The organism is Winogradskyella sp. SYSU M77433 (assembly GCF_029911945.1).
Taxonomy (GTDB): Bacteria; Bacteroidota; Bacteroidia; order Flavobacteriales; family Flavobacteriaceae; genus Winogradskyella.
Window position 1 is genome coordinate 17877 of sequence record NZ_JARYTG010000005.1, and the last position, 13609, is coordinate 31485.

Sequence of the window (13609 nt, forward strand, 5' to 3'; positions counted from 1 at the left end):
TTTTAAGATTTGACAAAAATAATCAAATTATGTATCTAAAAAAATATAAAAACAAAAAGAGCGCAAGCCAAAGTATATCTACAAAATGCCAAAAATTGGCCGCTAGTTCAAAACCCAACATATTGTGGGCATTATACTTTTGTTTATAATGATTATAAATTACAACAACTAAGCATATTAACCCAGCAATGACGTGCAATAAGTGAGCTATAGCAATAATATAAATAAATGATATTGTAACGTTACTTGTTGGTCCTGTAAAGTAAAGACCAGATTGAATAAACTCGCTAAATCCTGCTAGCTGGCTGTAAACAAACATAATTCCTAGCACTAAAGTTAGCACTAACCACAGTGTCACTAGCTTTAATTTGTTCTGCTTTAAGGCTGTTTTTGCTAATATTAAGCTTACACTACTTATTAAAATTATAAAAACACTTATAGTGAAAGCTCTTGGTAATTGAAAATCGGTTAACCAATCTTCTCTTGTTCTGCTCACTATAAAAGCACTAATTAAAGCAGCAAAAGACATTATTAAAGATCCAATACCAAACCAAAGCATCATCTTCTTTGACCTAGCTAGTTTTTCTTGTGCTGTTCCTTCTGTTAAATCCATCTATCTCAAAAATTTATCTGCAACATATATAATTTGCAACATTGTAATATAAAATACGCTAGATAACATTAATTGTTTCGCAACTTTTACCGAACGCTTCTTAAATAACTTAAAAGCGTAAAACAACATTACCAAACCTAAAAGCGTAACTAAAATAGCACCTACGATAGATAATTTTAAATCCCCTGTAAATCCAAAAACTGGAATTATGGATGCTATAATAGTCCAAATACTATACATAATTATTTGCACTGCTGTTCCTTTGTCTTGTTTTCCTGTTGGCAACATAAAAAAGCCTCCTTTTTTATAATCTTCATACAAAAACCAACCTATAGACCAAAAGTGCGGAAATTGCCAAAAGAATTGAATAGCAAATAAAGTTCCTGGTTCAATGCCGAATTCCCCTCGAGCAGCAACCCAACCTAACATAAATGGAATAGCACCTGGTAAAGCTCCCACAAAAACGGATAAGGATGTTTTAGTCTTTAAAGGTGTATAAACACTTGTGTATAAAAAAATGGAGATTGCTCCCCACATTGCAGTTTTTTGATTGATATTATAAAGCGTTATTATACCCAAAATGGTAAACACCGTAGCAATAATAAAAGCCGTATTCACCGACATGCGTCCCGCAGGAATAGGTCTGTTTTTAGTCCTATCCATTAAGGCATCCAAGTCACGCTCAATAATTTGATTATAAGCGTTAGAAGCGCCAACCATAAAATAACCACCAAGAGCCAAAAGCATTAAAGTTGAGAAACTTATAGTTTCTGCACCTAACAAATAACCTGCCATTGAAGAAAAAACTACACTAATAGATAATCCTATTTTTGTAATTTCCTTAAAATCTGTGATCACAGAAGCTGTTGATACCGAAGATTTTGTGCTACTCAAAAGTGTCCTATTTAGTTGTATTCTTAGCGAGTGCAAAGATAGTTTGAAAAAAAGTTATGACCAACGTAAAACTTTAGTTTTAACTAATAGCTAGAAATCATTGTACCAATTGAACAAATCGGTTCTTACACCAATACTAAACCAAAACGTATTTGAAGCTGTTGTGTTTGCAGTTACAGTTTCAGGATTAAAATCGCGATAAATAATATTAGTAAAGAGCTTTAAGTTAGTAACGGGATTAATTAAATATCCAGCCTGAATTTCAGTCATAAAGCTATTGGTTTTATTTCCTTGCCCAATCTTTATACCTGTGTCTGCATTACGATCATTATAGTCTCTATAGATATCACCTCCATAAGAAAAGTCATCTTCATCCGTATTAAAGTCAAATCCTCGTTGTCCCATAATAATCTTGGCATCAGCAAACCATCGTTTATAATTATATCTACCTATTAAAACCAATTCTCTAAAATTAGCTCCCCAAAGATGCGCCATTGGTTGATTAAAATGTCCATAATTCAATATCTGAGTATTATGTGAATAGGTATAAGGTCTTACTTGATTGTATTCTGCTTGGAGTAATAGATTTTCAACATCAAAAGCATTGAAATATTTAGCACCTAACTGATAGCCGAATTTGTTTTTCCAGCTTTTATTACCTGCTGTAACATCTTCTGAAGAAAATTCATCAAGAATGAATTGACCATATAAATTCACTTTATTATTCAGTTTATACTTTGAACTCAATCCTAAAATAGCATTTCCAGCTCCTTGACCAGTCTGAAACTCTATAGCTCTAAAAAATATAATAGGATTAAGATAATTAAGATCAAAACCTCTTCCGTTTGTATCAGCCCACATTACAGATTCAAACAAACCTATATTCAACCGTTTAGAAACATTCCAACTCAAATAATGATTTGCCATGTATTTGGTTAAAAAAGCGTCATCCACCACAACCTCATCTCTAACATCTTTTAACCACATCCAAGTACTAGTATATTTTATCTTCCAAAAACTAGTGTTCAATTTAAGGTAAGGATACGGACTAGAAATATCACTCTGAAACAATGATCTGTAACCGTCACCAATAAAATTTTTACCATGACCAAATTGAATGTTTAAAAAATCTGCAGGAGTATAAGATAAATAGGCCTCTGCAACAGGATAATCATATGAGTTTTCTTTGAAACGTTTTGCAATACCACGACCTGGAATAATTGCAGGATCTGGGCCAAAAGCTTTTAAACTTTCCGCATAATTATTAAAATAATCGGCGAATCTACCTTGACTTTCATATACCGAAGTTGAAATATTAAATCGTTTTCCTAAACCTGCTTGTATAAAAATTCCCCTTGTATTATTCCAAGTTGAATTAAAATCGGCTTCTGTATCTTTTCCTACCTGTAAATCTACTATTGGGTCCACCGTAAACCAATAATCTTTACCTTGTAGTTGTACTAGGTGCTCGTTGTAAAGTTTTCTCCCAAACCAAGTATCTGTATCTTTTTTCAAACTTTCCTTTTCAGCTTTAACATCGTAATATTTCGCCACATAATTATACATAAAAGGCTTTGCAGCAGTGTGGCTGTTAGTGCCAATTGCATTCATTTCATCATCAAATCTAGCGTAATAAGAATGTGTAAAGGGAATGTTTAATTGACTTGAATACTCTGAACCGTCATAAGGTTTGCGTGATTTCTCTATTTCGTCAAATTCATCCGAAAGCGTTGCATTGAGACTATCTTTTTTGGTTAATTTTTCTTCAGATGAAATCTCCTTCACAGGTTCTAATAAAGGAATAGAAATACTTATACTGTATTGCACAAATGTTGGGTTACCATTATAAGTTGCCGGTTTTATTTTGGGTAATGATTCAAAAACACGTTTGCTTTCCGCTTTTAGTTCATCATAAATAGCATCTGTATATATAACCTTGAAACTTCCTTCTTTATCGATTTCAAACAATACTTGAACTTCCCCTTTATAATTTTCATTAACAACTATCTCTGGAATTTTAAAATTCTCATAGATATAGTTATTCAAAGTGTAGTTAAAACAACTTTTGATTTGATCTAAGGATTCTGATTCACAATCTTGAAATACTGGTGGTTTTTCGTAAGTTATTGGTGTTTGAGCAAACCCAATCTCTGAAAGTAAAAGAATGGCAAAAAGCAAAATACGCTTCATGAAAAACAATAAATTTTTGATGCTTGAAAGATACTTAAATTTTTCAGTAACAGTAAAAACACGACAGCATAAAAAAACCGTTACAAAATTGTAACGGTTTGAAAAATAAAATCTTTTCTAATTAATTTCTTGTCTGATACGTAATTGGTAACGTATAAATGACTCCAACAGGTTCATTGCGCTGCAAGCCTGGTTGCATTTTTGGTATTTTATTGATAACACGCTTTGCCTCATCTTCTAAAGCTTTATGTGGACCTCTTACCTTAATATCAGAAACATTTCCATTCTTATCGATGGTGAATTGTGTTGTAATCTTTTGCTTACCGTAGATTCCATATTCTGAACCTACATCAACATTAAATTTTTTGCCAATAAGCTTACTTATTTTATCTGACATACACTTTTTGCGATCATCATTAGTATCATACTTTTCACAACCTGGATACACAGGAGCCTTTTCTATTAAAACAAAAGGAACGAAAACATCTTCATCTATTGGTTTTTCAATAGGCTTGAGATCTTCAACTTTTGCTACAGGTTTATCCGAAACTACTGGCTCTTCTGGAGTCTTAATCACAGTTTCTATGATTGGAGTATCATCTTCAACTTCTTTGTAAACATCGTTTAGCTCAGTAGTTGGAATTGGCTCTGGATCTTTAGGTTTCATAACTTCTACTTCAAAAGGCTCTACATACTCCATTGAAATAGTTTCAACCATTGCTTGGTCATCATTAGATAATTTTAATGTTGATTTCTCAAACTTCATTTCAAAAAGTGCATAAGTACCAAGCAAGCAAAGAATCAACCCTATTTGAAAATATAGGGTTGAGTTTTTTTGTAAATTTGCATCATGCTTTTGTGATTTTTTTACTTCAACACTGTTCTGACCAACAGTACCGAAGTCTCTTTTAGAGTTTTTCATAATATGTATTATTTAAATGTTAATATTATGATAAAGTCACAATAAGCATACCAAAACAAAAATCCCGTCCAATTAATTTTGAACGGGATTTTTAAATATTTAAAAAAAATGTTTTTCTAGTCTTGCACAGCAAATACAATTGGAATAGAGAACGGCATTACCACAGCTTTACCTCTTTGCTTTCCTGGCTTCATTTTAGGTAACTGACTTATTACTCTTTTTGCTTCTTTTTCTAATCCTGGGTGTGGACCACGGGCAGCAATACTTGTAATATTTCCTGTTTTATCTACCTTAAACTGAACGAAGATTCTCTTTCTTCCTGGAGGAAGACCTAAGTCACTTGCTAAATCTACATTAAATTTCTTGTTAATAAACCTGTTTACTTTTTCGTTCATACAAGCTTTTTTAGCAGCATTTCCTTTTTCATTTTCACAACCAGGGAATACAGCCACATTTTCAATAACTGAGAATGGAACCTCAATATCTTCTTCTACTTCTTCAACCTCTACTTCTTCTACTTCAACAATTTCTGTTTCCATTTCAGTTTCTGTAGACTCAATTACTGTTTCCTCTACTTCAACCTCATCTTCTACTACCTCAATAACTTCAGGAGCTGCTGGTGGCGGTGGAGGTGGCGGTGGAGGTGTAACGATTTGCTCTGTAATTGGAATTTCTTCCTCTAGTTCATCATCAAGGTTAAGCGAATCTAATGCAATATCACTTTTGTCGTAAGTTTTATAGTTAATCGACAAGTATGTTACAGCAAGCATTAACGCTAAACCAACCGCAAAATATATTGAGCTATTGCGACTTACATCCGATTTTGGATTCTTTTTAGGTTCCATAAAAATTTTTGTTTTTTATAACATCGCTAATTTAACTAAATAATAGTAAAAAAAACAAGGCTTTGAGTTATTTTAACTTAAATACATTGAGTTTAGCTGCAATTAATGTGCCAACTATAACACCTAAACAATTTGCTAATAAATCGTATAAGTCAAAAGTTCTATTGGGATTTATTTTGTGTTGTACTAGCTCTAAAATTATACCGTAAAGCAACACTGTCCCAAAGGCCAAAGGGATATTAGTTGATTTTATGTTATACTTAAAATAAGTAACCCATAAAAAGCCTAATCCAAAGTATGCTATAAAGTGATAAATTTTATCATCAAAAGACGATCCTAAACTAGGTACATTACTAAGATTAATCAGACTGACAATCGTTAACCAAATGGTATAGATTATAGCTGCTGGTAATATTAGTTTTTTAACCACTAATTAAGGCTTTATAATCTTCTGCAGATAGTAATCCCTCAACTTGAGAAGCTTCAGAGAATTTTAGTTTAATCATCCAACCTTCACCATAAGGATCTGAATTAACTTTTTCTGGTTCGTCTTCCAAGCCTTCATTAAACTCTACTATTTCACCTGAAAGTGGTAAGAATAAATCTGAAACTGTTTTTACTGCTTCAACTGTACCAAAAACTTCTTCTGCGTCTAAAGTTTCATCTAGAGTATCTACTTCTACATATACAATATCACCTAATTCGCTTTGGGCAAAATCAGTAATACCTACTGTAGCAATATCACCTTCAATTTTTATCCATTCGTGATCTTTGGTGTACTTTAATTCTGATGGTATGTTCATCTCTATTGTGTAAAAAATTAATGAAACAAAAGTAATTTTTTAATTGTTTCCATTCAAAATTAATTACCAAAATTATATCTTAAGGTAATACCTGATCTTATTGAAGTTTGTGGGAATGATGTTGAAATAGCAAAATCTGAGAAGGTATAATCGAAATAGAAAATACCGGTAAGGTTTTTACTAAAAGCATAATCAGCTGTATATTTCAAACCCCAAATAGTTTGTCCTGCTGTAATCTGATTATTATCTAAGTCTAGATATCTTACAATAGTTTTATTGTCTCTTACAGATACATCTGCACGCATGTTAAGATCACTCTTAATAATCTGCTTCGGACCTGCAAGCTGAGAGCGAATTCTTAAATCTTTAATTCTATAGCCTAATCCTAAAGTATATTCTGTTCCTAGAGTTTCTGTTAATAGGTTATTATCAAAACTTAGAGATAATGTTCTATCAGTTGCTATTTCTGCTAATACTTTGATTGAGTTTTTCATTTCAAAGTCTAGACGAATTAACGGGCTAAACTGTTCTTCTAAGTTTATGTTGCTGAATAATGTTTCACTTTTAAAGTTACCAGCAGCATTAACTGCATCAGCATTTTGTGGGTCATCAGCTGGAAGTTCGTAATTTGGAGATTCGTAATCTAAATTGTTCCTAAACTGATTGATCGTATAACGAGACCTATAACCATGTTGTATTGAGAAACGTCTAAAGGTTTTCTTAAACCAAGCGATTTTCATTAAGCCTGTATATTTCAGTGTCCAGTTTGGAATTGGCACATCTCTGAAAGCTCCTGTACTTATTTTATTCGGATCGGAACCTAAATAAGCAGATAAGAAAGCTGGCAATAATACTTTCTGACTATTTTTTCCAAAACCAAGTGGATACCCTTCAGCGTCTAAATTAGCAGGGTTATTAACATCAATTCCCCTAGCAGATGCAAGTCTGTTGGCTATAACAAGTCTATTAGCTCTAAAATCATCAAATGTTACGGATTGATTTTCATCGCTTTTACTAAAAGCCGTTTTAATCATCGCTGTGGAAATATTGAAATTACCAAAAGAGTTTGTGATTAGCTCATTATATGTGTCACTTACACCATCTTGGTTAATATCTTCTCCGTAAAAAGTCTGCGATATATTGTTGGCATAAGTTCTATTACCTACCAAATCTATTTTTAAATCTTGCATTGGCTCAACAGTAGCAGAATAATCTAGAGTTGTGTTTTCAATTTCCGAATATTGATCGCTAAAATTTGGAAAAGTAGTCAACCAACCATTACGTGCTACTAATTCCCTAATGTCTCTTTGTGAACCAAAAGTATAACCTAAAGTTGGTCTAAGTGTACCAACAAAACCTGGTGTTGGTAAGTAACCTGGGAGATATGTTCCTCTATTTTCTGTATACCCAAATTGAACACGTTTTACCATCGTTACAATATCAACAAAAGTATTGTAAGCTTTTTTACCTGTACTAAGTTTATTAGGGTCTTTGTCTTGTGCTTCTCCTTTTTTATCTAATGATGCATTTGGTGTTGCACTTCTTCTTTTTACAGCTGTATTTCTGCCTCTACCTCTTCTATTTCCTTTTTTTACCAATCCAATACTTCTATAGAATGTTTCCATATTAAGTGTGGTATTGATATTATGAGTGCCAGAGTTTTGGATAGAATGCCCTAAATCAAATGTCCCTAACTCTGTTACTAAATTTTCATTTAAGTCAGAACCTTTTTGCCACTGAAATGTGCCGTTATAAGCATAAGTTGTTCTTAAGAAACTTAGCGCTGGTATTTTATATAGTGGTAGTTCATAATTAACTTGTAGCTGTTGTGTTTGGAAGTTTGGATCACCAAAATCAAAAAAACCATCCCAAACATTAAGCTCAGGATCTTGCCTTCCATTAATACGATCATCAATGAAGTAATTTCTAACGATGTTAGAATTTGCAGCTGTAAAATTTAAGCTTAAAGCATCAGTTAAATTGTAATTTATAGCATACTGAAAATCGAAAGTATAATTTCTTCTATATAGTTCTTCTATCCCAATATTATCACCTCCTAACTCTACTTCTCTAAATTTCTGGCTATTGAATTGTCTATTAATATCAGTATTTACAGAAAAACTAGTTGGAAGTAAATTAAAATTAAAGTCTTTTAAGATTTTCCAATACTTACCGGTAAATAAAGAATCATTCTTTTTGAAAGGTTCTACTTTAACTGGCTCAAATGCGTAATTGTAGTTTACACCTGCCCTTACAGTTTGATCTAAAGATCTTTCGATTTCAAAATCTCTGTGCTCTACTTTGTTGTATGAGTAATTGAATGTTAGATTTTCCACATCATAAAAATGCTTTTTAGAATCTCCCGTCTTCTGTTTCTTAACACCAATAAAATTAATACTCTTTCTTTTGGTATAATTTTCATTGACCTTTAGAATAGAATCTTGATTGGTAGTATTATCTAATTGTGTTTGCAACTCTATATCTTGATAATACTGATCAAATTGAGGTGTTATAGTTTCTTCACTTTGAGCATAATTAAACGGGATTTGAACTCCCCATTTTTTAGGTAATAATTGCCCAAGCTGCACATTAGTAACAACATCGTATTGCTTAACGTCTTCTCTGCTTCTTTCGTTAGGACCTTCTTCAATACCCCCAAAACCTATAGTACTTCTTCTCCCTGTAGCACTTACATTAGCAAAGTCTGCAATATTAGTATCCATGCTCAATATTGCTGCCCAACCTCCTTCATTTTCTAAATCAGACATTCTAAGTTCGTTGAACCAAACTTCACCACAAGAATTCACACCTGTTGAACCTGAGTTTTTAACACCAACCATAAGAACTCTAATGTCACCAAAATTTGGATTTCCCTTAATACCGACACGTTGCTGTCCAATTTCCAAGTTAGAAAATTGACCTACTGGTGTTTCATCTAAAGCCCCATCATTAACATTATAAAATGTTGGATTTTCATCACTCAATGATTGGTTAAAAATACCTAAAGACTTTATTTGCTGAAGGATTTCCAATGGTAAATTAATCTCGTTAACTTCTGGCCAAATTTGCTCAGCATTGCTTCCTTCTGCATATTCTGAAGGTAATAAAGGAATCTCTATTTGATAAAAGTTGTCTGTAAAATCATTACCCATTCTTATAAAACCAATGAGTTCTCCTTCTGCAAGAGATTGATTTTCTTGGGCCTCTGCATGAAGAAACATACGTAGTTTTTTATACTGACGCATGTCTACATTAACATTCTTAAAAACTCCTCTAGAATCTGTTGGCTCTAAATTACAAGTCTGCAACACTAATGATTGCTCGTTTTGTCTTATAATATTGTTATTATTATTAAGCTCTTCGCGCTCAACACCAGGTGGAATTTCATAACTACCGTTATTTTCTTGAACACCCACAATACCAACTGAAAAATCTGCATCTGCACTATCATTTGTAGAGTCATTATCTAAATCTAAAGTATAACGTCTCCAGTCACTACGTACTAAATCTAAGGTCGCAAAACGCAATACTGTATTTTGATTAAACTCTCTTAAATAAAGTCTCGCAAAACGAATAGATCTTATGTCTGAAATACCGCCGATACTTCTTGTTTCTTCATTTATAGGGATTCTAAACTGATACCATTTAACATCGTTTCTAACATCACCATTTGGTAAAGTGACCTCAATAGGATCATCAGTATCTCCTTTAATATCATAAATATAAGGGTTATTTAAGTTCAGTGTTGAAGGTGTTATTTCTATCTCATATTCAAAATAACTATCAATAGTGTTCATCGTGTTATCTCTATTGATATCCTCTACATCTGGCTGAGTTGTTGAACCTCTATTAGTATCTGAAAACGTATCTGGTGAATTACCTTCTACACCATTATATCTTTTATAGCGTTCAAAAATATTACCTTCTGAATTGATGTAATAAGCATAATTATCATTTGAAGGATCGTCTCCAAACTCGGCTCCAAATTCATTAATCTCTTCCGTATCATCATAACCGTCATAACCTACATCTTGATTGGCTCTTTGATTTCCTTCTGTATCAAATGTATAAATCAACGATTGATTTTGCGGCACAACACCACCAAATTCTGTTGGATTTAGTATAGAGATATCACCATTCTGCGGTAGTCCATTTTCATATTGTTTTTTACCATCCTTAAGGATATCTTCAGAAATGTTACCAAGGTTTACATATAATTTACCACCTTGGTTAGTTGGGTCATCTAAAAACGGATCTTGTACCCAAAATTCAATATATTCTACATTGGCTTGTTCAAAATCTGTTGATGTTATCTGTCTTGTGATACCTGCCCAAGAATCATTAGGATCTAGAGGTGCTTCATTAGCTGCATTAGGGTCAAAATTATAAGGCCCACGTTCTGTAGGGTAATATACTAAATCCAAAGTATTGATAACCGAAGTTTGTCCTTGTGCTATATCTACATTAGGGAATACTTCATCTATAAAAACGCGTCTTGTATATAAGTCAGATATATCATCATCATCAATTCCACTAGGTCTTTGGTTACTGTAAAAAATTGGATCAATAGTGTACCAATTCAGAAAAGCTCTACCATAACCATTCTCTATACCAGGACCATCTATTCCTGGTACATTAGACGGCATCTCTTGAGGTCTACTAGATAAATACCAAGACAATGGACTTAACAAATCTATTGCTCCTTGGGTTCCTTCAAAATCATCAATGTATGATGTAGCTTCACCATTAAAGTCCGTTCCATTTGGTGCTCCAGGTAACAAATAAGCAAATTCACCTCTAACAGAAAGGTTAGACGGCACATCGGTATCTACATTTGGCAACTTATTTGCTAAACGTGTTAAGAAAGGGACTTCTGTGGAATAATTACCATAAAGACCAAAAATTGTATTATTTATTGGTTCTGCATTGTAGTTTGCTTTTTGGGTAATTGGTCTTTCACTTAGGTTTAAGAATGTTCCACCTAAAATAAAGTTTTCATCAAATTGGTGCTCTACATTAACACCCATAAAACGTTTAGTTTGCTGACCAAAAACGGCATTATTTTCTACCGAAACATTAATTGGTGTATTTGATGCCTTTAAGGCTTCATCTAAAATTTCAACTCTACCTAGATTATAGTCTACAGTATAATCTATACCCTCAACTAAAACACGACCACCTGCAGTTACAGTTACCGAACCTCTAGGCACATTAAAAGCACCTAATGGTATTCCACCTCCACTTCCGCTACTTTTAAAACGTCCTTTAATTAAGAACTTGTTTTTTTCAGCTTCGTTTAATGCTTGTGTTTTTGTGGATTTATAAAGCAAATCATACACATACTTTTCTTGATTTGCATTGGTATATGTGTCTTGTTCGTAATCTGTAGCATTGTCAGACGGGTTACTATCATCATCTAATACATCGAATAAATAGCGTCCAAAAGGCTCAACTTTGGTAAAGATTATTTTGCCGTTTTGTGTTAATACCGTCGTACCTTCAACATAATCAAAGAATCCATCACCTCCTTCTTGTGGATCATTATTAGAATTCAACCTATCTAAATGGAACAGTCGAATTAAAGGAGTTTCTTGAATTTCTGTATCGTCTGTATTATCATTTGGTGTATTATTATCATAGGTAGGAAATGGCACAGGAACACCATTAACCTCGACTGGCCTAATGTAATTTACAGCTGAAGCCTCTCTATAAAAGATATTTAATCTAAAATCTTCTTGACTTAATTGATAAGCACCAGTATCATAGATGTTTTTCATCATTAAGTCCCAAATTGGTTGCTCTACTGATGTTACAGCACTCTTCAACATTTTTAAGACTAAAGCCTGGTTGTTTACGACCTCATTTCCAGATGTATTATCAACAGTTGTAGCATCCACACCATCATTTGCAAATTCACCAACTTGATAAACCTCACCACCAACAGTGTACTGAAACGCCACTGCTAAAACTTCATCATTAAGCAATCTTTGGTTTAAGGAAATATATCCTAATTCCTCATTTAAAACATAGTCTTGATTCTGAATAAGTTTTCTTGCTGATTCTAGTTTTCCATAATCAAAACCTTCATCAACAGATACTGTTACTCCATTTTCAACAACTGTAACATCTCTAACGGCACTTGTTAAGTAGGAACCTGCACCACCAATATTGGTAGGATCAAAAGCATTGTTCTCATTATTTGGAAGCGCACCTGGATTATTAACAAAACCACCTAATGGTTCTAACCCTATATTTTCTGACTCTGACTCACCCAAATCCTGAAATGCTACAATATTTCTAACATTTTCGGTTTGATTGTTTCTATTGGTCACCCAAACTTCAACTCTTGTGATTTGTAATCCTTGGTTGTTAATCCAGGGGTATTGTCTTAAAGACTCATTATAGGTATCCCTAAAGTGATGTGCTAAGAAAAAGTGTCTGTTTTCATCATAGTCTCTTGCAAAAAACTCAAATTCCTCTATAGTTCCACCTCCTTGAGCCGTCACCGATCTTGATTGGGATTGCTGCTCAGAAAACACTGCTGTAACTCTGGTTTTCCCGAATTGTAATTCGGTTTTTACACCAAATAAACTTTGAGCACCAGTAATCAGAGAACTATTTAGTGGCATATTAACATTACCCACTTCAATCTTACGGATAATATCGTCTTCTGTTGGAGTATATTCCATTTTAAAGACCTGTTGAAAATCGAAAGTCGCTTCGGTATCATAATTAGCGGTTACCTGAAGTCTTGTACCTACTTTACCAAGTAAACTTAAACTGATTCTCTGGTCAAAATCAAATGTGAAATTTGAACGATTTCGAGGTGATAAAGCAGGATTATCTTGTCTTGAATACAATATTCCTAAATCTACTTCTACGGAACCTTGTGGCACAATACTAATGGTATTGCTACCAAAAATAGTTTCAAACAATCCGGAATTAATATAGAATTCAGGTAATAAATTTTTCTGATCTTCCTCTGAACCTTCTTTTTGGCCAGCAACTGCATCAGCCATTCTTTTGTAATATTCCTTTATTTTTTCTTGAAGAACAAGTTTTTGAAATTCATCTGGCGTAAGAATTAAAGGATAATTAACATTAAAATTACCTATTTTCTCAGTGTAGATATAGCGGTCTAAAATAGGGTCATAAGTATATTTAGATACTATACTATTTGGGTTTGGCATTAATATTTTACCAAAGGCTACAGTAGTTTTTGTAGAGTCCTGTTCTTGTTCGGTTTCTTGGGCATCAGCAAAAGAGCTAAAAAGGAGCATAATAGCCATTATGCAGGAAAAACCGAAAGATTGCAGTTTAGTATCTTTAGTAGTGTTCAATT

The 13609-nt window shown here is 33.3% G+C and carries 8 protein-coding genes; all 8 read right to left on the minus strand.

Features of this window, described 5'->3' with window-relative positions; all coding sequences use genetic code 11:
* Nucleotides 1-22: 22 nt before the first annotated feature.
* The 8 genes from QGM60_RS11040 to sprA all read right to left on the minus strand — a co-directional run bounded on the left by QGM60_RS11040 (nt 23) and on the right by sprA (nt 13607).
* Nucleotides 23-613 carry a cytochrome c oxidase subunit 3 gene (locus tag QGM60_RS11040; RefSeq protein WP_281140304.1) on the minus strand — a complete coding sequence of 197 codons (591 nt, stop codon included), beginning with the start codon at nt 611-613 and terminating at the stop codon, nt 23-25.
* Nucleotides 614-1507: a heme o synthase gene (cyoE, locus tag QGM60_RS11045; protein WP_281140305.1), complete on the minus strand. Its 894-nt coding sequence runs from the start codon at nt 1505-1507 to the stop codon at nt 614-616.
* 90 nt (nt 1508-1597) lie between these two features.
* A complete protein-coding gene (locus tag QGM60_RS11050; protein ID WP_281140306.1) occupies nt 1598-3697 on the minus strand; it encodes a gliding motility protein RemB in 2100 nt (699 codons plus the stop codon).
* 121 nt (nt 3698-3818) lie between these two features.
* Nucleotides 3819-4619, minus strand: a complete 801-nt coding sequence (locus tag QGM60_RS11055; RefSeq protein WP_281140307.1) for an energy transducer TonB — start codon at nt 4617-4619, stop codon at nt 3819-3821.
* Nucleotides 4620-4735: 116 nt separating this feature from the next.
* Nucleotides 4736-5464, minus strand: a complete 729-nt coding sequence (locus QGM60_RS11060) for an energy transducer TonB (protein WP_281140308.1) — start codon at nt 5462-5464, stop codon at nt 4736-4738.
* A gap of 67 nt (nt 5465-5531) precedes the next feature.
* Nucleotides 5532-5894, minus strand: coding sequence for a VanZ family protein (locus QGM60_RS11065; protein ID WP_281140309.1), 363 nt, complete (start codon nt 5892-5894; stop codon nt 5532-5534).
* A complete protein-coding gene (gcvH, locus tag QGM60_RS11070) occupies nt 5887-6267 on the minus strand; it encodes a glycine cleavage system protein GcvH (RefSeq protein ID WP_281140310.1) in 381 nt (126 codons plus the stop codon). The genes QGM60_RS11065 and gcvH overlap by 8 nt, the downstream gene beginning before the upstream one ends.
* Nucleotides 6268-6326: 59 nt before the next feature.
* Nucleotides 6327-13607 carry a cell surface protein SprA gene (gene sprA, locus QGM60_RS11075; protein WP_348634907.1) on the minus strand — a complete coding sequence of 2427 codons (7281 nt, stop codon included), beginning with the start codon at nt 13605-13607 and terminating at the stop codon, nt 6327-6329.
* Nucleotides 13608-13609: the final 2 nt, after the last annotated feature.